This window comes from Pseudomonas sp. 2 (assembly GCF_056627435.1).
On sequence record NZ_JBWXNG010000004.1, the window covers coordinates 52,827 to 78,437 of the forward strand.

General features: G+C 62.4%; 23 protein-coding genes and 2 pseudogenes. 20 read left to right on the top strand and 5 right to left on the bottom strand.

Annotated features, from left to right (window positions below; translation table 11 throughout):
- Positions 1–198 precede the first annotated feature (198 nt).
- The 7 genes from hslV to AC1MEK_RS07975 all read left to right on the top strand — a co-directional run bounded on the left by hslV (position 199) and on the right by AC1MEK_RS07975 (position 8,239).
- Positions 199–729, top strand: coding sequence for an ATP-dependent protease subunit HslV (hslV, locus tag AC1MEK_RS07945; protein ID WP_480395719.1), 531 nt, complete (start codon positions 199–201; stop codon positions 727–729).
- A 65-nt stretch (positions 730–794) separates the two neighbouring features.
- A complete protein-coding gene (gene hslU, locus AC1MEK_RS07950; protein ID WP_480395720.1) occupies positions 795–2,132 on the top strand; it encodes an ATP-dependent protease ATPase subunit HslU in 1,338 nt (445 codons plus the stop codon).
- A 150-nt stretch (positions 2,133–2,282) separates the two neighbouring features.
- Positions 2,283–2,660, top strand: a complete 378-nt coding sequence (locus AC1MEK_RS07955; protein ID WP_480395721.1) for a gamma-butyrobetaine hydroxylase family protein — start codon at positions 2,283–2,285, stop codon at positions 2,658–2,660.
- Between the two features lie 345 nt (positions 2,661–3,005).
- Positions 3,006–4,685: a class II poly(R)-hydroxyalkanoic acid synthase gene (gene phaC, locus AC1MEK_RS07960; RefSeq protein WP_480395722.1), complete on the top strand. Its 1,680-nt coding sequence runs from the start codon at positions 3,006–3,008 to the stop codon at positions 4,683–4,685.
- A 201-nt stretch (positions 4,686–4,886) separates the two neighbouring features.
- Positions 4,887–5,747 carry a poly(3-hydroxyalkanoate) depolymerase gene (phaZ, locus tag AC1MEK_RS07965; RefSeq protein ID WP_480395723.1) on the top strand — a complete coding sequence of 287 codons (861 nt, stop codon included), beginning with the start codon at positions 4,887–4,889 and terminating at the stop codon, positions 5,745–5,747.
- A gap of 43 nt (positions 5,748–5,790) precedes the next feature.
- Positions 5,791–7,473 (top strand): class II poly(R)-hydroxyalkanoic acid synthase, encoded by a 1,683-nt coding sequence (phaC, locus tag AC1MEK_RS07970; protein WP_480395724.1) that lies wholly within the window; start codon positions 5,791–5,793, stop codon positions 7,471–7,473.
- A 151-nt stretch (positions 7,474–7,624) separates the two neighbouring features.
- Entirely contained in the window at positions 7,625–8,239 is a 615-nt protein-coding gene (locus AC1MEK_RS07975; RefSeq protein WP_480395725.1) for a TetR/AcrR family transcriptional regulator, read from the top strand.
- Between the two features lie 71 nt (positions 8,240–8,310).
- Here AC1MEK_RS07975 and AC1MEK_RS07980 read toward each other — a convergent pair whose 3' ends face one another.
- The 3 genes from AC1MEK_RS07980 to AC1MEK_RS07990 all read right to left on the bottom strand — a co-directional run bounded on the left by AC1MEK_RS07980 (position 8,311) and on the right by AC1MEK_RS07990 (position 10,172).
- Positions 8,311–9,225 carry a phasin family protein gene (locus tag AC1MEK_RS07980; RefSeq protein ID WP_480395726.1) on the bottom strand — a complete coding sequence of 305 codons (915 nt, stop codon included), beginning with the start codon at positions 9,223–9,225 and terminating at the stop codon, positions 8,311–8,313.
- Between the two features lie 10 nt (positions 9,226–9,235).
- Entirely contained in the window at positions 9,236–9,661 is a 426-nt protein-coding gene (locus AC1MEK_RS07985) for a phasin family protein (RefSeq protein WP_480395727.1), read from the bottom strand.
- Between the two features lie 232 nt (positions 9,662–9,893).
- Entirely contained in the window at positions 9,894–10,172 is a 279-nt protein-coding gene (locus tag AC1MEK_RS07990) for a polyhydroxyalkanoic acid system family protein (RefSeq protein ID WP_480395728.1), read from the bottom strand.
- 141 nt (positions 10,173–10,313) lie between these two features.
- On the opposite strand from AC1MEK_RS07990, the gene ubiE reads away from it, so the two are divergent.
- The 13 genes and pseudogenes from ubiE (at position 10,314) to AC1MEK_RS08055 (ending at position 20,649) form a co-directional block, all read left to right on the top strand.
- Positions 10,314–11,084 carry a bifunctional demethylmenaquinone methyltransferase/2-methoxy-6-polyprenyl-1,4-benzoquinol methylase UbiE gene (ubiE, locus tag AC1MEK_RS07995; RefSeq protein ID WP_480396056.1) on the top strand — a complete coding sequence of 257 codons (771 nt, stop codon included), beginning with the start codon at positions 10,314–10,316 and terminating at the stop codon, positions 11,082–11,084.
- A complete protein-coding gene (locus AC1MEK_RS08000) occupies positions 11,084–11,707 on the top strand; it encodes a ubiquinone biosynthesis accessory factor UbiJ (protein ID WP_480395729.1) in 624 nt (207 codons plus the stop codon). The genes ubiE and AC1MEK_RS08000 overlap by 1 nt, the downstream gene beginning before the upstream one ends.
- Complete coding sequence (gene ubiB, locus AC1MEK_RS08005; RefSeq protein ID WP_480395730.1) at positions 11,704–13,323, top strand: ubiquinone biosynthesis regulatory protein kinase UbiB; 1,620 nt, start codon at positions 11,704–11,706, stop codon at positions 13,321–13,323. Before AC1MEK_RS08000 ends, ubiB begins: the two co-directional genes overlap by 4 nt.
- Positions 13,324–13,380: 57 nt before the next feature.
- Positions 13,381–13,773, top strand: a complete 393-nt coding sequence (gene hisI / locus AC1MEK_RS08010; protein ID WP_480395731.1) for a phosphoribosyl-AMP cyclohydrolase — start codon at positions 13,381–13,383, stop codon at positions 13,771–13,773.
- A 2-nt stretch (positions 13,774–13,775) separates the two neighbouring features.
- A complete protein-coding gene (locus tag AC1MEK_RS08015; RefSeq protein ID WP_480395732.1) occupies positions 13,776–14,108 on the top strand; it encodes a phosphoribosyl-ATP diphosphatase in 333 nt (110 codons plus the stop codon).
- Positions 14,109–14,150: 42 nt separating this feature from the next.
- Entirely contained in the window at positions 14,151–14,417 is a 267-nt protein-coding gene (locus AC1MEK_RS08020; RefSeq protein WP_480395733.1) for a twin-arginine translocase TatA/TatE family subunit, read from the top strand.
- Between the two features lie 10 nt (positions 14,418–14,427).
- On the top strand, positions 14,428–14,907 hold the full coding sequence (gene tatB / locus AC1MEK_RS08025; protein WP_480395734.1) for a Sec-independent protein translocase protein TatB: 480 nt from the start codon (positions 14,428–14,430) through the stop codon (positions 14,905–14,907).
- On the top strand, positions 14,904–15,695 hold the full coding sequence (gene tatC / locus AC1MEK_RS08030; RefSeq protein ID WP_480395735.1) for a twin-arginine translocase subunit TatC: 792 nt from the start codon (positions 14,904–14,906) through the stop codon (positions 15,693–15,695). The genes tatB and tatC overlap by 4 nt, the downstream gene beginning before the upstream one ends.
- Positions 15,692–16,399, top strand: coding sequence for a 16S rRNA (uracil(1498)-N(3))-methyltransferase (locus AC1MEK_RS08035; protein ID WP_480395736.1), 708 nt, complete (start codon positions 15,692–15,694; stop codon positions 16,397–16,399). Before tatC ends, AC1MEK_RS08035 begins: the two co-directional genes overlap by 4 nt.
- A gap of 215 nt (positions 16,400–16,614) precedes the next feature.
- Positions 16,615–17,595 (top strand): annotated as a pseudogene (locus AC1MEK_RS08040) (methyl-accepting chemotaxis protein); the annotation flags it as partial.
- Positions 17,596–17,736: 141 nt separating this feature from the next.
- A complete protein-coding gene (locus AC1MEK_RS08045; protein ID WP_480396057.1) occupies positions 17,737–18,450 on the top strand; it encodes a methyl-accepting chemotaxis protein in 714 nt (237 codons plus the stop codon).
- 381 nt (positions 18,451–18,831) lie between these two features.
- Positions 18,832–19,791: pseudogene (locus tag AC1MEK_RS08050) on the top strand (methyl-accepting chemotaxis protein); the annotation flags it as partial.
- Positions 19,783–20,649, top strand: a complete 867-nt coding sequence (locus tag AC1MEK_RS08055) for a methyl-accepting chemotaxis protein (protein WP_480396058.1) — start codon at positions 19,783–19,785, stop codon at positions 20,647–20,649. The pseudogene AC1MEK_RS08050 and the gene AC1MEK_RS08055, both read left to right, overlap by 9 nt.
- A 211-nt stretch (positions 20,650–20,860) precedes the next feature.
- On the opposite strand, the gene mdoH is transcribed toward AC1MEK_RS08055, so the two are convergent.
- Positions 20,861–23,461: a glucans biosynthesis glucosyltransferase MdoH gene (mdoH, locus tag AC1MEK_RS08060; protein ID WP_480395737.1), complete on the bottom strand. Its 2,601-nt coding sequence runs from the start codon at positions 23,459–23,461 to the stop codon at positions 20,861–20,863.
- On the bottom strand, positions 23,454–25,466 hold the full coding sequence (locus tag AC1MEK_RS08065) for a glucan biosynthesis protein G (protein WP_480395738.1): 2,013 nt from the start codon (positions 25,464–25,466) through the stop codon (positions 23,454–23,456). The genes mdoH and AC1MEK_RS08065 overlap by 8 nt, the downstream gene beginning before the upstream one ends.
- Positions 25,467–25,611 lie beyond the last annotated feature (145 nt).

Here is a 25,611-nt window from a genome sequence, read left to right on the forward strand (position 1 = left end):
CTCACGAAGACGGACGTCCAGACGCAGCAGGTGTAGCGCCTGTACTGGCCTCTTCGTGAGCAAGCTCACTCCCACAGGGGGTCAACCTCAGCCTTCGCGATGCACCTGCCATTCATCCCCCACGGTTGAAATACCCTTCCCCACCCCCATATGAGTTCCATCAGGGCATTTTCGCCCCGCTGCGTGGAGACTCTCCCCTTGACCACCATCGTTTCAGTGCGCCGCCAAGGCAAAGTCGTCATGGCTGGTGACGGCCAGGTTTCCCTGGGCAATACCGTCATGAAAGGCAATGCCAAAAAGGTCCGTCGTCTTTATCACGGCCAGGTCATCGCCGGTTTCGCAGGCGCCACTGCCGACGCATTCACCCTGTTCGAACGCTTCGAAGCCCAGCTGGAAAAACACCAGGGCCACCTGATTCGCGCCGCCGTCGAGCTCGCCAAAGACTGGCGTACCGACCGCTCGCTCAGCCGTCTGGAAGCCATGCTCGCGGTCGCCAACAAGGACGCCTCGCTGATCATCACCGGCAACGGTGACGTCGTCGAACCCGAAGACGGCCTGATCGCCATGGGTTCGGGCGGTGCATTCGCCCAGGCCGCGGCCCGCGCCCTGCTGCTGAAAACCGAGCTGGGCGCCCGCGAAATCGCCGAGACCGCGCTGCACATCGCCGGCGACATCTGTGTCTTCACCAACCACCACATCACCATCGAGGAGCAGGACCTCGCCGAGTGAGGCCCTGCGCTGGCGGCAATTCATCGCCGCCGGTTGCCCTTCTTGACCCAGGACCGTTGAAAACCATGTCCATGACTCCCCGTGAAATCGTCCACGAACTCAATCGCCATATCATCGGCCAGGACGATGCCAAGCGCGCCGTCGCCATCGCCCTGCGCAACCGCTGGCGCCGCATGCAGCTGCCGGCCGAGCTGCGCGTCGAAGTCACCCCGAAGAACATTCTGATGATCGGCCCGACCGGCGTGGGCAAGACCGAAATCGCCCGGCGCCTGGCCAAGCTGGCCAATGCGCCGTTCCTGAAAGTCGAAGCCACCAAGTTCACCGAGGTGGGCTATGTGGGCCGCGATGTCGAATCGATTATTCGCGACTTGGCCGACGCCGCGCTGAAAATGCTGCGCGAGCAGGAAATGGTCAAAGTGCGCCATCGCGCCGAAGACGCCGCCGAAGACCGCATTCTCGACGCGCTGCTGCCCCAGGCACGCACCGGTTTTGCCGAGGAAGCCGCGTCGAGCAGCGACTCCAACACCCGTCAGCTGTTCCGCAAGCGCCTGCGCGAAGGCCAGCTGGACGACAAGGAAATCGAGATCGAAGTGGCCGAGATGGGCGGCGTCGATATTTCCGCGCCGCCGGGCATGGAAGAGATGACCAACCAGCTGCAGAGCCTGTTCGCCAACATGGGCAAGGGCAAGCGCAAGAGCCGCAAGCTCAAGGTCAAGGACGCGCTGAAGATGGTTCGCGACGAAGAAGCGAGCCGTCTGGTCAACGACGAAGAGCTCAAGGGCAAGGCCCTGGAAGCGGTCGAGCAGCACGGTATCGTGTTCATCGACGAAATCGACAAGGTTGCCAAGCGCGGCAATGTCGGCGGTGCCGATGTGTCCCGTGAAGGCGTGCAGCGCGACCTGCTGCCGCTGATCGAAGGCTGCACCGTCAACACCAAGCTGGGCATGGTCAAGACCGACCATATCCTGTTCATCGCCTCCGGCGCGTTCCACCTGAGCAAGCCGAGCGATCTGGTGCCCGAGCTGCAAGGCCGTCTGCCGATTCGCGTCGAACTCAAGGCCCTGAGCCCGCAGGACTTCGAGCGCATCCTGAGCGAGCCTCACGCCTCGCTGACCGAGCAATACCGCGAGCTGCTGAAGACCGAAGGCCTGAACATCGAGTTCCTGCCTGAGGGCATCAAGCGTCTGGCCGAGATTGCCTGGCAGGTCAACGAGAAGACCGAGAACATCGGTGCCCGTCGCCTGCACACCCTGCTCGAGCGTCTGCTGGAAGAGGTTTCCTTCAGCGCGGGCGACCTGGGCAGTGCGCAGGATACCTCGACGATCAAGATCGACGCCGAGTACGTCAACAGCCACCTGGGCGAGTTGGCTGAGGACGAAGACTTGTCGCGTTATATCCTCTGATGGAACGTCGGCATCTAATCCTGCCGACAATCCATCCCATAGCAGCACGGCTTGCCGGCGGGGGCGTCCTCAAGATCGCTCCCGCCGGCAAGCCGTGCTGCTACGTTTATCAGGTGCACGACCTTCATACCGCAAACAGGCGACTATCCGATGTCTCGAATCCCCACCGACATCCAGCTGCACAAAGCCTCGAAAATCCTCACCCTCAAATACGGCCCCGGTGAGGAATATCACCTGCCTGCCGAATTTCTGCGGGTGCACTCGCCCTCGGCCGAGGTGCAGGGCCATGGCAATCCGATCCTGCAGTTCGGCAAGCTGGGGGTGGGCCTGAGCAAAATCGAACCGGCGGGGCAATATGCACTGAAACTGACCTTCGACGACGGTCATGACAGCGGATTGTTCACCTGGGAATACCTTGAACAACTCTCGCTGCGCCAGACGCAGCTGTGGGACGAATACCTGGCCGAGCTCAAGGCGGCCGGCAAATCCCGCGACCCTTCCGAGCAAGTCATCCGGCTGATGCTCTAGCCTGCGCCTCTACGACCGACTGGCGTTTTAGTAAGCGCTTTCTAATTCCTTTTGTTTCAATGGTCCGCGCAGCGGTCAATGATTGGCCCTGCTTGCGATTTTTTGAATTCTCGCGTAACCAATGATTCTGGCAGGCGTTGTGCAAAAGGATTTTTGTGCATCGCAGTCTTTGCAACAGCCTGCCGGTGTGTTCGTCGCCGTTGCAACCTGTCTGTAATTAACGTCGCGTATTCGTCACACCCGTTTGTGTTAATCATCGGTCACCCGAGAGCAGTACCGGCTTTGGTCTGTGACGCGTGCTCACAGCAAAACCGGTGCTCGTCTCAGGACAATGGAGCGTCGTAGATGAGTAACAAGAGTAATGATGAACTGCCGCGTCAAGCCTCTGAGCACACGTTGGGGCTCAACCCCGTCATAGGCCTGCGGCGCAAGGATTTGCTCACCACGGCACGCATGGTACTGACCCAGGCAATTCGCCAACCGATCCACAGCGCCAAGCACGTGGCCCATTTCGGGCTGGAACTGAAAAACGTGCTGCTGGGCAAGTCGACCCTGACCCCCGACAGCGACGACCGCCGCTTCGTCGACCCGGCCTGGAGCCAGAACCCCCTATACCGCCGCTACCTGCAGACGTACCTGGCCTGGCGCAAGGAGCTGCACGACTGGATCGAAGACAGCAGCCTGTCCGAGCAGGACACCAGCCGCGGTCATTTCGTGATCAACCTGTTGACCGAAGCCATGTCGCCCACCAACGGTGCGGCCAACCCGGCAGCGGTCAAACGCTTCTTCGAAACGGGTGGCAAGAGCATCCTCGATGGTCTCTCGCACCTGGCCAAGGACCTGGTGAACAACGGCGGCATGCCGAGCCAGGTCAACATGGACGCCTTCGAAGTCGGCAAGAACCTGGGCACTTCCGAAGGCTCGGTGGTGTTCCGCAACGACGTGCTGGAGCTGATCCAGTACAAGCCCATCACCGAACAGGTGCATGAGCGCCCACTGTTGGTGGTGCCACCGCAGATCAACAAATTCTACGTTTTCGACCTGAGCCCGGATAAAAGCCTGGCGCGCTTCTGCCTGCGCAACAACGTGCAGACCTTCATCATCAGCTGGCGCAACCCGACCAAGGCCCAGCGCGAATGGGGCCTGTCGACCTACATCGATGCGGTCAAGGAAGCGGTGGACGTGGTCTGCGCGATCACCGGCAGCAAGGACGTCAACATGCTCGGCGCCTGCTCCGGCGGCATCACCTGCACCGCGCTGCTGGGCCATTACGCCGCGCTGGGCGAGCAGAAGGTCAACGCCCTGACCCTGCTGGTGAGCGTGCTCGACACCACGCTGGACACCCAGGTGGCGCTGTTCGTCGACGAGCAGACCCTCGAATCGGCCAAGCGCCACTCGTATCAAGCCGGCGTGCTCGAAGGCAAGGACATGGCCAAGGTCTTCGCCTGGATGCGCCCCAACGATCTGATCTGGAACTACTGGGTCAACAACTACCTGCTGGGCAACGAGCCGCCTGTGTTCGACATCCTGTTCTGGAACAACGACACCACGCGCCTGCCTGCTGCGTTCCACGGCGACCTGATCGAGATGTTCAAGAACAACCCGCTGGTACGCCCGGACGCGCTGGAAGTCTGCGGCACGGCGATCGACCTCAAGCAGGTCAAAAGTGACATCTTCTGTCTGGCGGGCACCAACGACCACATCACGCCATGGGTCTCGTGCTACAAATCGGCGAAGCTGTTCGGCGGCAAGACCGAATTCGTGCTGTCCAGCAGCGGGCACATTCAGAGCATCCTGAACCCGCCGGGCAACCCGAAGGCGCGCTACATGACCAACCCGGAGCTGCCCGAAGACGCCAACGCCTGGCAGGAAGACGCCACCAAGCACACCGATTCCTGGTGGCTGCACTGGCAGGCCTGGCAGGCCGAGCGGTCCGGCAAACTGAAAAAATCACCCGCTACACTGGGCAACAAGGCGTATCCGGCAGGCGAGGCTTCGCCGGGGACGTACGTGCATGAGAGATAGTCGCTCGGGTAGCGATTGGAGTGGATAACATCGGCCACCCCTGTAGGAGCGAATTTATTCGCGAATCGGCGGTACAGACGATACATCTCTGTCGCCTGTACCATTTTCGCGAATAAATTCGCTCCTACAGAGAATTGTTTCCACCAGATACCGCGCCGCCCATGAGGCTGTAATCGGCGTTTAACCCACAGGGCTTCGCGCATGCCGCAACCGTTTGTGTTTCGCACCATCGATCTGGATGGCCACAACATCCGCACCGCGGTGCGACCGGGCAAGAGCCATCTGACGCCGCTGCTGGTGTTCAACGGCATCGGCGCCAACCTGGAGCTGGTGTTTCCGTTCGTCGAGGCGCTGGACCCTGATCTTGAGGTCATCGCCTTCGACGTGCCGGGTGTCGGCGGCTCGTCCACGCCCCGTCGGCCCTACCGCTTTCCGGGCCTGGCCAAACTCGCGGCGCGCATGCTCGATTACCTGGACTACGGCCAGGTCAATGCGATCGGCGTGTCGTGGGGCGGTGCGCTGGCCCAGCAGTTCGCCTACGACTATCCCGAGCGCTGCAAGAAGCTGGTGCTGGCCGCCACCTCCGCCGGCGCGGTGATGGTGCCCGGCAAGCCGAAAGTGCTGTGGATGATGGCAAGTCCACGGCGCTACATTCAGCCGTCCCACGTCATCCGCATCGCCCCGGACATCTACGGCGGGGCCTTCAGGCGCGACCTGAATCTGGCCGCCAACCATGCGGCCAAGGTCCGCTCGTCCGGAAAGCTGGGCTACTACTGGCAGCTGTTCGCGGGCATGGGCTGGACCAGCATTCACTGGCTACACAAGATCCGCCAGCCCACGCTGGTGCTGGCCGGCGACGACGACCCGCTGATCCCGCTGATCAACATGCGACTGCTGGCCTGGCGTATCCCCAATGCCCAGCTACACATAATCGACGACGGTCATTTGTTTCTGATCACCCGGGCCGAAGCAGTGGCGCCCATCATCATGAAATTTCTCCAGCAGGAACGGCAGCGCGCCGTCATGCATCCTCAGCCTGCGCCTGCGGGGCGATCTCACTGAGGCTACCTGCATTGCACATGGTCTGACGAAGGAGTGTTGATCCATGCGAGACAAACCGGCGAAGAGCGCCTATCCGACGCCAGCGACCTACATCAACGCGCAAAGCGCCATCACCGGCCTGCGCGGGCGGGACCTGTTCTCCACCTTGCGCAGTGTGGCGTTGCAGGGTCTCAAGCGCCCGGTCTACACAGCCCGCCACGCGCTCACGCTGGGCGGCCAACTGGGCAAGGTGCTGCTGGGCGAGACACCCCATCAGTTGCACCCACAGGACACCCGCTTCAACGACCCGACCTGGGCCCACAACCCGATTTACCGGCGTGGCCTGCAGGCCTACCTGAGCTGGCAACATCAGGTGCGCAATTGGATCGCCGACAGCGGCCTGCCTGAAGACGATCGCTCCCGCGCGCAATTCATCTTCGCCCTGCTCAACGATGCACTGTCGCCCACCAACAGCCTGCTCAACCCGCTGGCGGTCAAGGAGCTGTTCAACTCAGGCGGCAGCAGTGTGGTGAAAGGCCTGAGCCACATGTTCGATGATTTTCTGCACAACAACGGCCTGCCCAGCCAGACCACCAAGGATGCCTTCGAGATCGGCCGCACGCTGGCCGTGACGCCGGGCTCGGTGGTGTTTCGCAACGAGCTGCTGGAGCTGATCCAGTACAAGCCCATGAGCGAAAAGCAGTACGCAAGGCCGCTGTTGATCGTGCCGCCGCAGATCAACAAGTTCTACATTTTCGACTTGAGCCCGCACAACAGCTTCGTCCAGTACGCGCTGAAGAACGGCCTGCAGACCTTCATCATCAGCTGGCGCAACCCGGATGTGCGCCATCGCGAATGGGGCCTTTCCAGCTACGTCGAGGCGGTGGAAGAAGCCATGAACGTGTGCCGGGCGATCACCGGCGCGCGGGAAGTCAACCTGATGGGCGCCTGCGCCGGCGGGCTGACCATCGCCGCCTTGCAGGGCCATTTGCAGGCCAAGCGGCAAATGCGCCGGGTGGCCAGCGCGACCTATCTGGTCAGCCTGCTGGACAGCCAGATCGAGAGCCCGGCGACGCTGTTCATTGACGAGCAGACGCTGGAGGCCGCCAAGCGCCGCTCCTATCAGCGCGGCGTGCTGGATGGCCGCGACATGGCCAAGGTCTTTGCCTGGATGCGCCCCAACGACCTGATCTGGGCCTACTGGGTCAACAACTACCTGCTGGGCAAGGCGCCGCCGTCGTTCGACATCCTGTACTGGAACAACGACACCACGCGCCTGCCCGCCGCGCTGCACGGCGACATGCTGGATTTCTTCAAGCACAACCCGCTCAGCCACCCCGGCGGGCTGGAAGTGTGCGGCACGCCGATCGACCTGCAGAAGGTCACGGTCGACAGCTTCAGCGTGGCCGGCATCAACGACCACATCACGCCCTGGGACGTGGTCTATCGCTCGACCCTGCTGCTGGGCGGCGAGCGGCGCTTTCTGCTGTCCAACAGTGGCCATGTGCAAAGCATCCTCAACCCCCCGGGCAACCCGAAGGCGAACTTCGTCGAGAACGGCAAGCTGAGCAGCGACCCACGCGCCTGGTACTACGACGCCACGCCCACCGATGGCAGCTGGTGGCCGACCTGGTTGAGCTGGATTCAGGAGCGCTCGGGGCCGCAGCGCGAAACGCTGACTGCGCTGGGCAACCAGAACTACCCGCCGATGGAGGTTGCACCCGGGACGTACGTGCGCGTGAGGTAAAACTGTAGGAGCGAATTTATTCGCGAAAAATGCGTCAGGCGATACATCCATGGCGCCTGAAAGATCATTCGCGAATGAATTCGCTCCTACAGGGAATCCCTCGCGCCGCTGACACCGCGACCTGTTTCGAATACCGACTTAAGAAGACTGGATGAAGACCCGCGACCGCATACTCGAATGCGCCCTGCAGCTGTTCAACCAACAGGGCGAACCCAACGTCTCGACACTGGAAATCGCCAACGAACTGGATATCAGCCCGGGCAATCTCTACTACCACTTCCACGGCAAGGAGCCGTTGGTGATGGAGTTGTTCGAGCGTTTCCAGAACGAGCTCGCGCCCCTGCTCGACCCACCCGCCGACGCGCGCCTGGATGCCGAGGACTACTGGCTGTTCCTGCACCTGATCGTCGAGCGGCTGTCGCATTACCGTTTTCTGTTTCAGGACCTGTCGAACCTGGCCGGGCGCTTGCCGAAACTGGCACGGGGCATCCGCAGCCTGCTCAATGCCATCAAGCGCACCCTGGCGTCCCTGCTGGCGCGCCTGAAGGCCGAAGGCCAGGTCACCAGCGACACCCAGGCGCTGGGGCAACTGGTGGAGCAGATCACCATGACCCTGCTGTTCTCGCTGGATTACCAGCGCATTCTCGACCGCGAGGGTGAAACGCGGGTGGTGGTGTATCAGATCATGATGCTGGTGGCGCCCCATTTGAAACCGGGTGCAAGGCATGCGTCAGAGAAACTGGCGATGCATTATCTGGAAGAGTAATCACCGGGGGAATGAAAACAAAAAACCCGACCTGTTTTCACAGATCGGGCTTTGGGATTGCCAGCCAGAAATCAGGATTGGCTGGACGGTGCCGACGCGCTGGAAGGGGTCGACGCCGGTGCCGCTGCTGGCGTTGGCGCAGAAGCGCTTGGCGCTGCGCTGGCCGGTGCGGCCGGAGCCGGTGCTGCAGCGGGTTTTGCGGCAGCAGCAGGCTTGGCGGCTGCGGGTTTCTTCGCGGTGGCAGGCTTTTTCGCCGCTGCTGGTTTCGCGGCGGGCTTGGCCGCTGCAGGTTTGGCTGCCGCTGCCGGTTTGGCCGCAGGTTTCGCAGCTGGCTTGGCGGCCGGCTTCGCTGCCACGGTTTTCGCCTTCGCCGCAGTGGACGCTGCGGCCTTCGACGCTGCCGCTACCGGCTTGGCGGCGGCCTTGGCTGCTGCAGGTTTGGCTGCGGCGGTCTTGCTGGCTGCGGCGCTCGCGGCCTTGGCGACCGGCTTGGCGGCAGCTTTGGCCAGCGGCTTGGCGGCGGTTTTCGCGGCAGGTTTGGCAGCAGGCTTGGCCGCTGCGGTTTTCGAGATCGGCGTGACCGACGCACCGGTCAGTTTTTCGATCTGCTTGGTCAGCAAGTCAACCTTGCTGTGCAGGGCCTTGACCTCGTTGCGGCTAGGGACGCCCAAGCGCGAGATTGCGCTGTTCAGGCGCTTGTCGAAAGCCCCTTCCAGCTCGCCCCATTTGCCCAGCGCCAGATCCTTCACGTCACCGACGCGGGATTTGGTGGTGGTCTTGGCCGTGTCGACGGTCTTGCCAACGGTGGCCTTGGTTTCCTTTTCGGCTTTCTCGCCGTCCTTTACCAGCGATTCGAAAAGCTTACTGCCGTCATTGCTGATCTTCGAGTAAGCGCCTAAACCAGCCAGCCAGATTTGGCGGGAGTATTTTTCAACCTCGCCAATCCAAGAGCTGCCTTCTTTATCGGTTTTCTTTTTGCCAGCCATCCCGCTCTCCTTATTGTTTACGCGCGACACGTTCGAGCAATGCCGTCAGCTCATCGAGCTTAGCAGAGAGTGTCTCAACATCATGTTTAGACGGAATGCCGATGCGATTCAAGGCACTGGCCACGCGGCGGTCGAATGCACTTTCGATTTTGTCGAGTTGCGCTTCCACACGGCCTTTGACCTTGATCACTTCACCGGTGGCTTCATCGATCTCGGTATTGGCCGCTTCGATCTTTTCATCGATCAATTTCTTGGCTTTCTTTTCAGTCTGCTCGCCGGTCTTGATCAGCTCTTTGACGTACTCGGCGCCTTCCTGGCCCGCCTTGACGTAGGCGCCCAGGCCCGCGAGCCAGATCTTGCGTGCATACAGACGAACTTCGGAAAAAGCCTTGGTTTCTTCGTCTGCGATTTTTTTCTTCAGGGCAACTTTGACCATGACGCACCTCACACTCGAAAGGGATGGGAGCAACCGCCCACTGGAAATCGGGGCATGGGCACAAAGTAGAGAGAAAAATTAGAAAGCTCACCCTAGGGTGAAGGGGTGGTCTTCGAAATGAGGTGTGGGAGTGAGCTTGCTCACGAAAGCGTCAGGTCAGTCAGCACAGTTTGCACTGATGAATCGCATTCGTGAGCAAGCTCACTCCCACAGGAAATGGTGAAGAACTTGATTACGCGGTGAGTGCCTTGTCGAGCTGCCGGGCGATTTCCGATTCGATGGTGCTGCTCATCGCCGACAGGAAGAAATTCAGTTCGATATTCACCCGCACCAGCGCCTCTTCCACCTGCACGGTGCCTTTGGCGCCCTTGCCTTCCAGGGATACGGTGTCGCCGCTCCAGCTGTGTTCGATGCCATATTTTTCGCCCAGCTTCTCGGCCAGCAGTTCGGCCTTCTCGCGGGCCTTGTCCTTGCCCAGCGTGTGCGGGCGTTCCACGGTAATTCGGGCCATTGCCAGGCTCCTTCATCGGGGTAAATCGTCGGGCCACTATACCAGCGGCATCCCGCGAAGAAACTGTTCACCCTAACCCTTGTCAAGACAAAGCCAGCCCCGGCGATTAGAATGGCCGCACTTTATTCCGGTGACAGCGATATGAACGATCCGCGCAAAGGCAGCGATGCCGAACCCACCACTCACTTCGGTTACAAAACCGTGGCCGAAAGCCAGAAGGCCGAGAAAGTCGCCGAAGTGTTCCACTCCGTTGCAGCCAAGTACGACCTGATGAACGACGTACTGTCCGGTGGCATGCACCGCCTCTGGAAGCGCTTCACCATCGAGCTGTCCGGCGTGCGCGCCGGCAACCGCGTGCTCGACATCGCCGGCGGCACGGGTGACCTTGCGAAAAAATTCTCCCACCTGGTCGGCCCGACCGGTGAAGTGGTGCTGGCCGACATCAACGCCTCGATGCTCAAGGTCGGTCGCGACCGCCTGCTCGACCGCGGCGTGGCCGGCAACATCAAGTTCGTCCAGGCCGACGCTGAAAAGCTGCCGTTCCCCGACAACTACTTCGATTGCGTGACCATCGCCTTCGGCCTGCGCAACGTGACGCACAAGGATGACGCCATCCGCTCCATGCTGCGCGTGCTCAAGCCGGGCGGTCGCCTGCTGGTGCTGGAATTCTCCAAGCCGACCAACAAGGTCATGTCCAAGGTCTACGACGCCTACTCGTTCGCCTTCATGCCGCTGGCGGGCAAGCTGATCACCAACGACTCGGAAAGCTACCGCTACCTGGCCGAATCGATCCGCATGCACCCGGATCAGGAAACCCTGAAGTCGATGATGGTAGAAGCCGGTTTCGACCGCGTGACCTACCACAACATGACCTCCGGCATCGTTGCCCTGCACCGCGGCATCAAGCCCTGATGCTGATCAGCGGCTTGCTCGCCAGCGCCGAGCACGGCATCAACCGCGTCCTGCAAATGGACAGTACGGCCCTGCCCCGCCTTGATCGCCTGAGCGGCAAGATCATCGCAGTGCAGTGCACCAGCCCTGCGTTCAATCTGCACATCCTGCCCAGCGACGAAGGCCTGATGCTGGCCTCGACCTGGGAAGGTGGCGCCGACGTGACCCTGCGTGCCCCTGCGGCAAGCCTGCTGCGCCTGGCCCTGAGCAAGGACAAGAACGCCGTGCTGCACAGCCCGGAAGTCGAGCTGGACGGTGAAAGCGCCGTGCTGCTGGAGCTGGTGGGCGTGCTGCAGGACCTGGACCTGGACTGGGAATACGAGCTGCAACGCTGGCTCGGCCCAGTGGCGACGCCCTTGATCGGCGGGCATCTGCGCAACAGCGCACGCTGGAGCCGCGACAGCGTGTCGAGCCTGAGCCACAACCTGGCCGAATACCTGGCCGAAGAATCCCGCACCCTGGTCGGCAAGCGCGAGGCCGAAGCCCGCTTCGCCGAACTGGATCAGACCAAACAAGACCTGGAACGCCTCGAAGCCCGCTTCGAGCGTCTGGCCCACTCTCTCAAACCCAGCGATAACGCATGAGCCTGCTTGCCGTCCGCCGCCTGTTTCGCATCCAGCGGGTCGTCATCCGCTACCGCCTGGATGATCTGCTGTTCGCCCTGCCTCTGCCCTGGTGGCTGCTCGCCGTGCGCTTTGTGTTGCCCTGGCGCTGGTTTCCCCGACGCCAGAGCGACCTGAGCCGAGGCGCGCGCCTGCGTCTGGCCCTGCAGGACCTGGGGCCGATCTTCATCAAGTTCGGCCAGTTGCTGTCCACCCGCCGCGACCTGTTGCCCGAAGACATCGCCGATGAGCTGATGCTGCTGCAGGACCGCGTGCCGCCGTTCGAGTCCGAGAAAGCCATCGCCCTGATCGAGTCCCAGCTGGGCGCGAAGATCAGCGACGTGTTCAGCCGCTTCGACGTGGCCCCACTGGCGTCGGCCTCGGTGGCGCAGGTCCATGCGGCACGGCTTAAAAGCGGCGAAGAAGTGGTGGTCAAGGTGGTGCGGCCGAACCTCAAGCCGGTGATCAGTTCGGACCTGGCGTGGCTGTTCATTCTGGCGCGCATCGCCGAACGGCTGTCTGCCGACGCGCGCCTGCTGCACCCGGTAGACGTGGTCGCCGACTACGAGAAGACCATTTACGACGAGCTCGACCTGTTGCGCGAAGCGGCCAACTCCAGCCAGCTGCGGCGCAACTTCGAAGGCTCAACCATGCTCTACGTGCCGCAGGTCTACTGGGACTGGTGCCGGCCGAAAGTACTGGTGATGGAGCGCATCTACGGCGTGCAGGTCACCGACCTATCGACCCTGGCGGACCAGCGCACCGATATGAAGAAGCTCGCCGAACGCGGCGTGGAGCTGTTCTTCACCCAGGTGTTCCGCGACAGTTTCTTCCACGCCGACATGCACCCCGGCAACATTTTCGTCAGCACCGTGGCGCCGTGGGACCCGCAATACATCGCCATCGACTGCGGTATCGTCGGCAGCCTGACCCCGGAAGACCAGGACTATCTGGCGCGCAACCTGTTCGCCTTCTTCAAGCGCGATTACCGCCGCGTCGCCCAGTTGCACATCGATTCGGGCTGGGTGCCGGCAGAAACCAAGCTCAATGAATTCGAAGCGGCGATCCGCACGGTGTGCGAGCCGATCTTCGAGAAGCCGCTCAAGGACATTTCCTTCGGCCAGGTGCTGATGCGCCTGTTCCAGACCGCCCGGCGCTTCAACATGGAAGTCCAGCCGCAACTGGTACTGCTGCAGAAAACCCTGCTCAACATCGAAGGCCTGGGCCGCCAGCTGTATCCGGAACTGGACCTGTGGACCACCGCCCAGCCGTTCCTGGAGCGCTGGATGCGCGAGCGGGTCAGCCCGAAAACCCTGATTGGCAACCTGCAGTCGCAAGTCGAGCAGATCCCGCATCTGGCCAACATGACCCGCGACCTGCTGGAGCGCCTGTCGCAGCCGCATCAGAGCGATCCGCCCCCGCCTTACGCTTCCAAAGGCGATCACTGGGCGCTGCGTCTGATCGGTGCCTGCCTGGTGGCCGGTGGCGTGGTGCTGGCAACCGCCCATACTCAATCAGGTGGCGAACTGATCGCGATGAGCGCCTGGCCGTCGGTGCTGATGCTGGTCGCAGGGCTCTATCTGGTCGTTCGTCGATAGCCAGCAGCGTCTGCCGCTGGCAAACTAACCCCTTTTACACAGCGGCCGGAGCCGACGATGAAAGACTGGCTGGACGAGATCAAGTGGGACAGCGACGGATTGGTCCCGGCAATTGCCCAGGACCATAAAACCGGGCGCGTCTTGATGATGGCCTGGATGAACCGCGAGGCGCTGAGCCTGACCGCCGCGGAAAACCGCGCCATCTACTGGTCGCGTTCCCGTGGCAAACTGTGGCGCAAAGGCGAAGAATCGGGCCATGTGCAGAAGCTGCACGAGCTGCGCCTGGACTGCGACGCCGACGTCATCATCCTGATGGTCGAGCAGATCGGCGGCATCGCCTGCCATACCGGCCGCGAAAGCTGCTTCTATCGCGTCTTCGAAAACGGCGGCTGGAAGATTGTCGACGCTGTGCTGAAAGACCCCGAAGCCATTTATCACGCAGGACACTGAACATGACTGATACCTTGTCTCGCCTCGCGCAGGTGCTCGAAGAGCGCAAGGGCGCGGCGGCCGACTCCTCCTACGTGGCCAGCCTCTATCACAAGGGGCTGAACAAGATTCTGGAGAAGGTCGGCGAAGAGTCGGTCGAAACCATCATTGCCGCCAAGGACGCCGCCGTCAGCGGTGACTGCAGCGATGTCATCTACGAAACCGCCGATTTGTGGTTCCATAGCCTGGTCATGCTCGCAGCACTGGGCCAGCACCCACAAGCGGTACTCGATGAGCTGGACCGCCGTTTCGGGCTGTCCGGCCACGCCGAAAAAGCGGCACGCTCGGCTGAATAAACATAGGGCGTGAAGCCCTGAATATCTTGTGAGGAACGCGTCATGGGCATTTTTGACTGGAAACACTGGATCGTCATCCTGGTCGTCGTGGTACTGGTGTTCGGCACCAAGAAACTCAAGAACCTGGGCACTGATGTCGGCGAGTCGATCAAGGGCTTTCGCAAGGCCATGAACGACGACGAAAAACCGGCCGAGCAGCCACCTGTGCAGCCCACCGCACAGCCAGTGCCGCCGACCCAGCCTCTGCATCAGCCGCACACCATCGACGCTACCGCACAGAAAGTCGAAGAGCCCACCCGCAAAGACTAGGTCCTGACCCATGTTTGGTATCAGCTTCTCTGAACTGCTGCTGGTCGGCCTCGTGGCCCTGCTGGTGCTGGGCCCCGAGCGTCTGCCGGGCGCCGCGCGCACGGCCGGGCTGTGGGTCGGGCGCCTGAAACGCAGCTTCAACGCGATCAAGCAGGAAGTGGAGCGCGAAATCGGTGCCGACGAGATTCGTCGGCAGCTGCACAACGAGCACATCCTTTCGCTGGAAGAAGAAGCGCGCAAGATCATGCAGCCGCTGCAGCCGAGCACGCCACCGGTGGTCGAGCCCGCGCCTGCTGCGCTGGATGCAGCGCCGACGCCCGTGGCTGAACACAGCCCTGCGCCTGTGGCCGAACCTGCGCCGGTCGCCACAGCGGTGATCAGCGAACCTGTGAAAGTCGAGCCGGTTCCGCCGCCCGTCGAGCCAGCCACAACTGCTGCGCCGAGCACTCCTTCTGCCACCGATTCGACACAGCCACCACGAGCCCCATGAGCGAAATCCCGGAAAACGACCAGCAGATGCCGCTGGTCTCGCACCTGACTGAACTGCGTTCGCGCCTGCTGCGCTGTGTGCTGGCGATCTTCCTGATCTTCGGTGCGCTGTTCTACTTCACGCAGAAGATCTACACCTTCGTCTCGGCGCCGCTGCGCAAATTCCTGCCCGAAGGCGCGACGATGATCGCCACCGACGTGGCCTCGCCGTTCCTGACGCCGTTCAAGCTGACCATGATGGTCGCGCTGTTCCTGGCCATGCCGGTGATCCTGTACCAGATCTGGGGCTTCATCGCGCCGGGCCTGTACAAGCACGAAAAGCGCGTCGCGGTGCCGCTGCTGATTTCCAGCATCATCCTGTTCTACGCCGGGATGGCCTTTGCCTATTTCCTGGTGTTCCCGCTGATTTTCCACTTCTTCGCCAGCGTGACGCCGGAAGGCGTGTCGATGATGACGGACATTGCCAGTTACCTGGACTTCGTCATGACCCTGTTCCTGGCCTTTGGCGTGGCGTTCGAGATCCCCGTGGCCGTGGTGCTGCTGGTGTGGATCGGCATCGTCGACGTCAAATACCTGAAGAAGATTCGCCCGTACGTGATCATCGGCTGCTTCGTGGTCGGCATGATCCTTACCCCGCCGGACATCTTCTCCCAGACGCTGCTGGCCGTGCCGATGTGGCTGTTGTTCGAAATCGGTGTACTGTGCAGCTCCATGGTCACCAAGCGCGGCGACCATGAAGACGACGAACAGGCAGACAAGCAAGACCAGCCGCCAGCGACCCAGCCGTGAACCTGCTGCTGCTGGAAGAGGCCGACTTCATCTCGGCCGACCGGGTTGTGTTGCGCGACCGGCGCCTCAAGCACATGCAAGAGGTGCATCGCTCGGAAGTGGGCGACAGCCTGCGGGTCGGGCGGGTCAACGGCCTCCTGGGCAGCGCTACGGTACTGCGCCTGGAGCCTCGGGAAGCGGAGCTGTCGGTCGCTTTCGATCGCGAACCGCCCGCCAAACTGCCGCTGACCCTGGTACTGGCGCTACCCCGCCCGAAGATGCTGCGCCGGGTGTTCCAGACCGTGGCGACCATGGGCGTGCCGAAGGTCATTCTGGTCAACAGCTACCGGGTCGAGAAAAGCTTTTGGCAGACCCCGTTCCTGACCCCAGCGTCGATCCGCGAAAACCTGATCCTCGGCCTGGAGCAGGCACGGGACAGCGTGTTGCCGGAAATCGTCATCGAGAAGCGCTTCAAACCGTTCGTCGAGGATCGGCTGCCTGCGGTCGTCGAAGGCACTTTGGGCTTGGTCGGCCATCCCGGCGACTTCCCGGCCTGCCCGCGCGCGGTCGAACAGCCAGTGACCTTGGCCATTGGTCCCGAAGGCGGCTGGATTCCCTACGAAGTCGACCTGCTGCGCGCCTCGGGCCTGAACCCGGTGCAACTGGGCGAACGCATCCTGCGCGTCGAAACCGCCGTCACCGCCCTGCTTGCGCGGTTGTTCTAACCCACACCGCATGCCTTGGCGCTGGTATCGCCAAACTCGATGGCTCCCCCGCCATTTCCGCCAAATGGCGTTACAGTTCACATTTCCTGCGCCGATAGCCCGGCATCGATAAAAACAACGCGCAAGGAATCCCCATGTATCGCTGGTTTGCCCAACGTCTCGGAAACGTGAGTGTCAGTCGCAAGCTCGCCATCGGCTTTGGCCTGGTCCTGCTGATGACGCTGGTCATTACCGCCACCGGCTGGTCGAGCCTCGGCGCGCTGATCGAACGGGGCGACAAGCTGGCGAACATTTCCCAGGTCAGCGAGCAGACCATGGAGCTGCGCACCGCCCGCATGCGCTATGAAAGCCTGTACAGCAGCGAAGCGGCGACGGGGGTCATGACCGCGCTGGACACGCTCGACACCTACCTCAAGCAAGCCCGGGGCAAGATCAGCGGTGCCGACGACCTGAAACTGCTGGATGCCCAGATCCAGGCCGCCGCCGACTACCGCCGCGCCTTCGACGACATGACCCGCGCCATCCAGGCCCGCGAGGCCAGCCGCACCAACCTGGGCGCCACCGCCGATGCGGCCGTGGAAGAGGTCAACAAGATCGAGCAGGCGCTGATCCAGCACGACAACATCCTGCAGTTCAACAGCGCGGTGGACGTCAGCAAACTCATTCAGCAGGCGCGCTTTCAGGTGCGCGGCTACACCTTCAGCGGCAACCCGGACTTCGAGAAGAACGCCAACACCGCCATCGACGAAGCCATCGTCGGCGTGAACACCCTGGCGGGCGACGTGTCCTCGCAGTACATCCCGCAATTGCAGCGGGCCAACCTGGCGCTCAAGGGTTACCGCGCCGCCGTCGGCCAGTATCGCGATGCGCAGCAGGTCAGCCGCCAGGCCCTGCAGAAAATGGCCGATCTGGGCGAACAACTGCTCAGTCTCAGCGACCAGCTGACCACCTCGCAGAACGCCAAGCGCGACGCCGACAGCCAGAAGGCGCAATCGATGCTGGGCTTCGCCACGGTACTGGCGTTGTTGTTCGGCGTGCTCGCTGCCTGGGCCATCACCCGCCAGATCACCCTGCCGTTGCAGCAGACGCTGATTGCCGTCGACCGCGTGGCGTCGGGCGACCTGACCCACAACCTCAAGGCCGACCGCCGCGATGAGCTGGGCCAGCTGCAAGGCGGCATCCAGCGCATGACCGTCAGTCTGCGCGAGCTGATCGGCGGCATCAGCGACAGCGTCACCCAGATCGCCAGCGCCGCCGAGGAGCTATCGGCAGTGACCGAACAGACCAGCGCCGGGGTCAACAGCCAGAAAGTGGAGACCGATCAGGTCGCCACTGCCATGCATCAGATGACCGCCACGGTGCAGGAAGTCGCGCGCAACGCCGAGGAAGCCTCTGAGGCCGCTGTAGCAGCCGACCAGCAGGCGCGCGAGGGTGACAAGGTGGTCACCGAAGCCATCGCCCAGATCGAGCGCCTGGCCAGCGAGGTGGCGCATTCCACCGAGGCCATGGGCGAGCTCAAGCGCGAAAGCGACAAGATCGGCAGTGTGCTGGACGTGATCAAGTCGGTGGCGCAGCAGACCAACCTGCTGGCGCTCAACGCCGCCATCGAAGCGGCGCGTGCCGGTGAAGCCGGCCGCGGCTTCGCGGTGGTGGCCGACGAGGTGCGCAGCCTGGCCCAGCGCACGCACAAATCCACCGAGGAAATCGAAGAGCTGATCCTGGGCCTGCAGAACGGCACCCAGCAAGTGGCCTCGATCATGGACAGCAGCCTGGCGCTGACCTCCAGCAGCGTCGACCTGACCCGCCGCGCCGGTGGCTCGCTGGAGAGCATTACCCAGACCGTCTCGGCGATCCAGGCCATGAACCAGCAGATCGCCGCCGCCGCCGAACAACAGAGCGCGACTGCCGAAGAGATCAACCGCAGCGTGATCAACGTGCGTGACGTGTCCGAGCAGACCTCGGCGGCCAGCGAGGAAACCGCCGCATCCAGTGTGGAGCTGGCGCGGCTGGGTACGCACCTTCAAGGGTTGGTCGGGAAGTTCAGGGTGTAGAGAAGCTCATCGGCACCCACGCTCCGGCTTCTGGCCGCAGGCCGTGGGAGCCGGCTTGCTGGCGAAAGCGTCCGATCCGACACCGCAATGTTGAATGAGCCGCCGCATTCGCCAGCAAGCCGGCTCCCACAAGTCGACGTTTTGTGACTGGCATCACCACATGCCATCGCTCGGAAATCTCCTACACCCTCTTCAGGTCACGCCCCCGCCCGGCCTGCCGATGCGCGTTAAACGCTCATCCGCAGGAGACCCACCATGTTCCACGGAATCAATCAGGCGCTGGCCAATACCAGCGTCAAACTCAAGCTGTCGCTGGGTTTTGGCCTGGTGCTGTCATTGACCCTGGCCATCACCTTCACCGGCTGGCTCGGGCTGGACACCATGATCGAACGCTCGGAGTCGCTGACCGCCATCGCCCGGCTCAATGCGCTCACGAAAGACCTGCGGGCCGAGCGCATCACATTTCGTGTGGAGAACACCGATGACAGCGCCACCCGCGTGGTCGGGCGCATCAATGAGATCGAGGCTCATCTGGTCACGCTGCGCGATGACGAACTGCCTGCGGACATCCTCAAGCTGCTCAACGGCCAGAGCGACACCGTCAGCACGCTGGAGAAGACGTTCAATGAACTCGGCCAGACCCTCAAGGCGCGTGAAGATGCGCGCAAGGCACTCGGAAACCTGTCGGACGCCGCCATCAACGCTATAGGAACGGCCGAAGGAGAGGTGCTGAAAAGGGTCAGCCAGGAGCAGGACAGCGCCGAGCAGCTGGATGAATTCACCAACATCCTGCAACTGCGCCGGCACGTTCAGAATGCCCGCTACGAAACCCGCGCCTACATCTACAGCGGCATCGAAGCGTTTGAGATTGCAGCCATCAGCGCCATCGACGAGGCGCTCAAGGAAGTTGCACAAATCGCTTCCGATCCGGACAACGCCAACCTGGCGGCCTTGCTCGAAGCGAGAAAGGCCCTGGAGGGCTACCGAGTTCAGCTGAACGAGCTCAAGGCGCTTCAGGGCAAAGCCGAAGCCGCCCATGAGGCCATGGAAGCGATGGGCGACCAGTTGCTGGCCTCGACCGAAGAGATCAGCAACCTGCAGAGCCAGCGTCGCGACAGCGAGGCCGGGCAGTCACGCAACACCCTCGGCGGCGTGGCCGGGCTGGCCCTGCTGTTCGGGTTGCTGGCGGCGTGGCTGATCACCCGGCAGATCATCCTGCCGCTGCGCCAGACGCTGCTGGCCGCCCAGCGCATCGCCAAGGGCGATCTGAGCAAGGATCTGGACATCCGGCGCCGGGATGAAATGGGCAGCCTGCAAAACAGCATGCAGGACATGACCCTGAGCCTGCGCCAGTTGATTTCCGGCATCGGCGACGGCGTGGCGCAGATTGCCAGCGCCGCCACGCAACTGTCGGCGGTGACCGAGCAGACCAGCGCCGGGGTCAATAACCAGAAGTGCGAAACCGATCAGGTCGCCACCGCCATGAACCAGATGGCATCGACCGTTACTGAAGTCGCGCGCAATGCCGAGGAGGCCAGCGAAGCCGCCCGTCAGGCGGATCTGCAGGCGCGGGAAGGCGACAAGGTGGTGGCGGACGCCATCAGCCAGATCGAGCGCCTGGCCGTGGAGGTGCACAACTCGACCCGGGCCATGGGCGATCTGAAGCAGGACAGCGACAAGATCGGCGGCGTGCTGGATGTGATCAAGTCGGTGGCGCAGCAAACCAACCTGCTGGCGCTCAACGCTGCGATCGAAGCGGCGCGGGCCGGTGAAGCCGGGCGCGGCTTTGCGGTGGTCGCCGATGAAGTGCGCGGGCTGGCCAAGCGCACCCAGGAGTCCACCGAGGAGATCGAGGTACTGATCGCCGCCCTGCAGAACGGCACGCAACAGGTGGTCACCACGCTGGACGCCAGCCGCAGCCTCACCGACAGCAGCGTCGAACTCAGCCGCCGCGCCGGTAACTCGCTGGAAAGCATCACCCGCACGGTGTCGACGATCCAGAGCATGAACCAGCAGATCGCCACGGCCGGCGAAGAACAGAGCGTGGTGGCCGAGCAGATCAACCGCAGCGTGCTGAATGTGCGGGACATTTCCGAGCAGACCGCAGCGGCGAGCGAGCAGACGGCAGGGTCGAGTGCAGAGCTGGCGAGGTTGGGGGCGCAGTTGCAGGAGATGGTGGGGCGGTTTCGGGTGAATTGACTCGCGCTCGATTGCGAATGTCTACTGTGGGAGTGAGCTTGCTCACGAATTCATATGTCCAGCCGACCCGATATTGACTGACACAATGCCTTCGTGAGCAAGCTCACTCCCACCGGGTTATGTTCAGTTCGCAGCCTCGACTAACGTCCGCATTGAAACAAAAACGCCGCCAGGGATTGCTCTCTGACGGCGTTTTGTTTCAGCGCATCACTCAGGCATTGGCCAGCGACGGCACATTCAAGTGCGTGGCAGGCTGCAACGGCAGCAGCGGTGCATGGGGGTCGGCCTTGACCGATGCACGCCAGGCTTCCAGCCACGCGGCATTGCCTTCGGCCCACACCAGCTCATGCAGCCGCGCCAGAGCAACCGGGTCGCTCAGCAATTGCAGGCGCTCGTTGTTGCTCAGGTGCTCAGGGCCGCCCTTGATGGCGTGACGCACGCGCTCGGTCCGCATCCACTCGATCGGCTCGGCGTGGCGGTGACGCGAGGTCGCCAGTGCACACGCCAGGGCGTTCTGCTGCGGATCGACCACGGCACGCACGAAGCCATCATGCAGCGCATGCCAGCGGTTTTCGTGGGTGTACTGATCGGTCGAGACCAGTTCCTGCGGCGGCGTGTGCTCCTCCGGAATCAGGAACAGGTTGTCGTCCTTGGCTTTCAGGCCCAGGTTGGTGCGGCTGGAAATCACCGACACCGGGATCGACAACACCAGCGAACCGACGATCGGCGCCAGCCACCAGAGGAAGCTCGGGTTCAGCCAGGCCACCAGACCCGCCCAGGCAAAGCCCAGCAGGGTCTGCGGACCATGGCGCTTGACCGCTTCGCTCCATGGCGTGGAGTCGTCGTCACGCTGCGGCGAGTTCCAGGTCGCCGCCCAGCCCAGGAACGCGGCCAGTACGAAACGGGTATGGAAAATCATGCGCACCGGCGCCAGCAGCATGGAGAACAGCATCTCCATCAGCATCGACAGGGTGACCTTGATCCGCCCGCCATAGCCTTCTGCACCTTTGGCCCAGATCAGGATGATACTGAGCAGTTTGGGCAGGAACAGCAGCACAATGGTGGTCGAGAACAGCGCGACGGCTTTTTCCGGATGCCACTGCGGCCACAGCGGGTACAGCTGACGAGGCTCGAGGAAGTAGGTCGGCTCCATCAGCGTGTTGACCGCCAGCAAAGCCGTCGACAACACCAGGAACAGGAACCACAACGGCGCCGACAGGTACGACATCACGCCCGTCAGGAACACCGCGCGGTGCACCGGGTGCATGCCTTTTACCAGGAACAGGCGGAAGTTCATCAGGTTACCGTGGCACCAGCGACGGTCACGCTTGAGTTCGTCCAGCAGGTTCGGCGGCAGTTCTTCGTAGCTGCCTGGCAGGTCATAGGCAATCCACACGCCCCAGCCGGCACGGCGCATCAGCGCAGCTTCGACGAAGTCGTGGGACAGAATGGCCCCGGCGAACGCGCCTTTACCGGGCAACGGCGCCAGGGCGCAGTGCTCGATGAACGGCTTCATGCGGATGATCGCGTTGTGGCCCCAGTAGTGGGATTCACCCAGCTGCCAGAAGTGCAGACCGGCGGTGAACAGCGGGCCGTAGACGCGGGTGGCGAACTGCTGCATGCGCGCATACAGGGTGTCCATGCCCGAGGCTTTCGGCGCGGTCTGGATGATACCGGCGTCCGGCGTGGCCTCCATCAGGCGCACCAGACTGGTCAGGCACTCGCCGCTCATCACCGAGTCGGCGTCCAGCACGACCATATAGCGGTAGTCACCGCCCCAGCGACGGCAGAAGTCGTCGAGGTTGCCGCTTTTGCGTTTCACGCGACGGCGACGACGGCGATAGAAGATCTTGCCGAAACCACCGGTCTCGCGGCACACGTCCAGCCAGGCCTGTTGTTCGGCCACGGCGATGTCGGTGTCGTTGGTGTCGCTGAGCACGAAGAAGTCGAAGCGGTCCAGATCGCCGGTGGCGGCGACCGACTCGAAAGTCGCGCGCAAGCCTGCGAACACACGCGGCACGTCTTCGTTACAGATCGGCATCACCAGCGCGGTGCGGGCACCGGCTTCGATCGGCTCGTTACCGGCGCTGGCACCGGAAATGCGGTACTTGTCGCGGCCGGTCAACAACTCCAGGAAGCCCATCAGCGCGGTCCAGAAACCGGCCGACACCCAGCAGAACAGAATCCCGAACATCAACAGGATGGTGGTCTGCAAGGCATACGGCATGACCTGCACGATGGTCTGCCACAGGGTCTGATGGCTGATTTCGTCGAACGACACCAGAGACCAACCTTGGTACGGCAGGATGCCTTTCATATAGAAGCCGGCGACGATGGTCTGGCCGAGCATCAGGATCAGCAGGATGTAGCGGCGGATGGAGCCAACGGTGCGCCAGCGCGACTTGGGCAAGTCACGGGGCAGATCGTCGTGGGTCGGCTTGGGCGGGTTGGTTTTCCCGGTCAGGCGACGCCAGCCGCGGTGCAGAATGTTGGTGCGCCACGGCTCGGGCACGACCTTGGTGCGGCGGATCGGCGGCGCGGCCTTGAGGCACACGCGACCGCTGGCGTCCACGGCGAGCATTTCGGCTTCGTGCAGTTCGTCAGCGGTGGTCAGCGTCAGTCGACGGCCCACCGAAGCCTGGGCGGCTTCGGCAGGATCGGCGACGGTTTGCGCCGAAAGGCGTTCATGCAGCTGCGCGAACGAGGTGCAGCTGGCCAACTCGGCCCGCTGCTCGTCGCTCATTGGTAGATGTGCCAGATACTCGCTAAGCGATTCTGTCGAAGATCCTGGCACCGCTTGTGAATTACTCATCGGCTGGCAACTGGTAAGTCCAGGTCTCGGTCAGGATCTGTTGATTCATGATCGGGGCCTGTTGGGTGGATGCAGCCGCTGCAGCTGGCTGCTGGGTTTCTTTACTGCCTTTGTTGGCCTTGGCGGCGTCGCCCAGCGCGGCTTCCGGACGCGAAGCTTCGTCGGACTTGGCTTCAGCGACCTTCTCGGCCTCGGCTGGCTTGGCGGCGTCGGCCTTGGCATCTGCCTTGGCAGCGTCTTTGCCATCGGCCTTGGCGTCTGCCTTGGCAACCTTGGCGTCTTTCGCGTCCTTGGCAGCGTCTTTCGGCGCTTTCGCATCACCGGCCTTCACGGCATCGGTCTTGACGATCTCAGCTTTCTCGTCCTTCGGCGCAGCGGCTACAACAGCGGCCTTGGCGTCGGCTTTTTTCTCAGGCTTCTTGTCTGATTTGTCAGCAGTGATGACCGCAGGTTCCTTGCCAGGCTCAGCCGGAGTTTCACGCAGCAGGTACGCACGCATTTCGACGTTCTTGCTCGCGTCCTTCACTTTCAGGCGCAGCGTCAGGCGCCAGCCTTTGGTGACCGGGTTGTAGCGCAGGTTGTTTTCCACCAGATCGGTGTTGTCGTCGGTGGTGACCTGGCTGCGAATGGCAGGGTCTTCACCCAGTTTAGCCAGGTTCGGGCCGACGAAATCAACCAGATAGGCCACGCTGCCGTCCGGCTGGCGGATCAGGTTGGACTGCTTCACGTCACCGGTGGAGCGCAGGGTCTGCTTGACCCAGCCCAAGTCAGGCGAGTGGATAGCGTCCTCGTCCATGGTGAAGTGCAGGCGATAGTTGAACTCGATCGGCTGGCCCGGCTCAGGCTGGGTTTCCGGCTTCCAGAAGGCAACGATGTTGTCGTTGGTTTCGTCGGCGGTCGGAATCTCTACCAGATCGACGGTGCCCTTGCCCCAGTCGCCCTTCGGCTCGATCCAGGCGCTTGGACGCTTGTCGTAGCGGTCATCCAGGTCTTCGTAATGGCTGAAGTTGCGGCCACGTTGCAGCAGACCGAAACCGCGCGGGTTCTCGACCGAGAAGCTGCTGACAGCCAGGTGTTTCGGGTTGTTCAGCGGACGCCAGATCCACTCGCCATTGGCTGCCTGAACCGACAGACCGTTGGAGTCGTGCAGCTCGCGACGGTAGTTGAGGACTTTCGACGGCTGGTTGGCGCCGAACAGGTACATGCTGGTCAGCGGCGCAACGCCCAGTTTGCCGACCTTGTCACGCAGGAACATGCGCGACTGCACGTCGACCAGGGAGTTGGTGCCCGGACGCAGGGTCAGTTTGTAAGCGCCGGTGGCACGTGGCGAGTCGAGCAGCGCGAAGATCACCAGATGGTTGTCATCAGCGCCTGGCTTCTCGATCCAGAATTCGGTGAAACGCGGGAACTCTTCACCCGACGGCATCGCGGTGTCGATGGCCATGCCGCGAGCGGACAGGCCGTAGACCTGACCTTTGCCGATGACGCGGAAGTAGCTCGCGCCCAGCATGGTCATGATTTCGTCCTGCTTGTCGTCCTTGTTGATCGGATACGTTACGCGGAAGCCCGCCCAGCCCAGGTTTTCCGTGGCCTTGGCGTCGAACTTCATGCCGCCGAAGTCAAAGCGGGCCGGATCGTACTTGATCTCGTTGACGGTGGTGGCCGTCACTTCGTTGATTTTCACCGGCGTGTCGAAGTGCATGCCCTGGTGATAGAAGGACACCTTGAACGGGGTGCGGTCGCCCGCCCATTCAGCCTTGTCCTGCAGGAAGCGGATCTTCTGGTAGTCGGCAAACTTCATGTCGCGGAATTCCGCGGGAAGGTTGCTTTTCGGCGCTACGAATTTCTGTCCGGCCAGATCTTTGGCCTTTGTCGCCACGTCGTCCAGATCGAACGCCCAAAGCTGACCGGCGCCGAACAGACAGAACAAAGCCGACCCGGCCAACAAGGCGCTACGCAGGCGCTTGCCAGGGGTCTTTGGTGCATTACATGGACTAACAATCACGAGCAACCCTCGCCGAAAACAGATGAAGAAACCAACGGCCAGCTATCAGATGCCGGGTTGGCGAGCATTGTTCCGACTGCGAAAGGGGCCAATGATTCCCCAAACGTTGTCGGACCAATCTGCGTTTTACCGATATGACGGAAAT

Excerpts from the sequence above, each read along its gene's own strand:
- phaZ (WP_480395723.1), top strand. The coding sequence starts at position 4,887 with ATGCCGCAACCGTTTGTGTTTCGCACCATCGATCTGGATGGCCACAAC.
- AC1MEK_RS07975 (WP_480395725.1), top strand. The coding sequence starts at position 7,625 with ATGAAGACCCGCGACCGCATACTCGAATGCGCCCTGCAGCTGTTCAAC.
- AC1MEK_RS08020 (WP_480395733.1), top strand. The coding sequence starts at position 14,151 with ATGGGCATTTTTGACTGGAAACACTGGATCGTCATCCTGGTCGTCGTG.
- phaC (WP_480395724.1), top strand. The coding sequence starts at position 5,791 with ATGCGAGACAAACCGGCGAAGAGCGCCTATCCGACGCCAGCGACCTAC.
- AC1MEK_RS07985 (WP_480395727.1), bottom strand. The coding sequence starts at position 9,661 with ATGGTCAAAGTTGCCCTGAAGAAAAAAATCGCAGACGAAGAAACCAAG.
- AC1MEK_RS08000 (WP_480395729.1), top strand. The coding sequence starts at position 11,084 with ATGCTGATCAGCGGCTTGCTCGCCAGCGCCGAGCACGGCATCAACCGC.
- AC1MEK_RS07980 (WP_480395726.1), bottom strand. The coding sequence starts at position 9,225 with ATGGCTGGCAAAAAGAAAACCGATAAAGAAGGCAGCTCTTGGATTGGC.
- AC1MEK_RS07990 (WP_480395728.1), bottom strand. The coding sequence starts at position 10,172 with ATGGCCCGAATTACCGTGGAACGCCCGCACACGCTGGGCAAGGACAAG.
- AC1MEK_RS08015 (WP_480395732.1), top strand. The coding sequence starts at position 13,776 with ATGACTGATACCTTGTCTCGCCTCGCGCAGGTGCTCGAAGAGCGCAAG.
- hslU (WP_480395720.1), top strand. The coding sequence starts at position 795 with ATGTCCATGACTCCCCGTGAAATCGTCCACGAACTCAATCGCCATATC.
- AC1MEK_RS08045 (WP_480396057.1), top strand. The coding sequence starts at position 17,737 with ATGCATCAGATGACCGCCACGGTGCAGGAAGTCGCGCGCAACGCCGAG.
- mdoH (WP_480395737.1), bottom strand. The coding sequence starts at position 23,461 with ATGAGTAATTCACAAGCGGTGCCAGGATCTTCGACAGAATCGCTTAGC.
- AC1MEK_RS07955 (WP_480395721.1), top strand. The coding sequence starts at position 2,283 with ATGTCTCGAATCCCCACCGACATCCAGCTGCACAAAGCCTCGAAAATC.
- tatC (WP_480395735.1), top strand. The coding sequence starts at position 14,904 with ATGAGCGAAATCCCGGAAAACGACCAGCAGATGCCGCTGGTCTCGCAC.
- tatB (WP_480395734.1), top strand. The coding sequence starts at position 14,428 with ATGTTTGGTATCAGCTTCTCTGAACTGCTGCTGGTCGGCCTCGTGGCC.
- ubiB (WP_480395730.1), top strand. The coding sequence starts at position 11,704 with ATGAGCCTGCTTGCCGTCCGCCGCCTGTTTCGCATCCAGCGGGTCGTC.
- ubiE (WP_480396056.1), top strand. The coding sequence starts at position 10,314 with ATGAACGATCCGCGCAAAGGCAGCGATGCCGAACCCACCACTCACTTC.
- phaC (WP_480395722.1), top strand. The coding sequence starts at position 3,006 with ATGAGTAACAAGAGTAATGATGAACTGCCGCGTCAAGCCTCTGAGCAC.
- hisI (WP_480395731.1), top strand. The coding sequence starts at position 13,381 with ATGAAAGACTGGCTGGACGAGATCAAGTGGGACAGCGACGGATTGGTC.
- AC1MEK_RS08055 (WP_480396058.1), top strand. The coding sequence starts at position 19,783 with ATGACCCTGAGCCTGCGCCAGTTGATTTCCGGCATCGGCGACGGCGTG.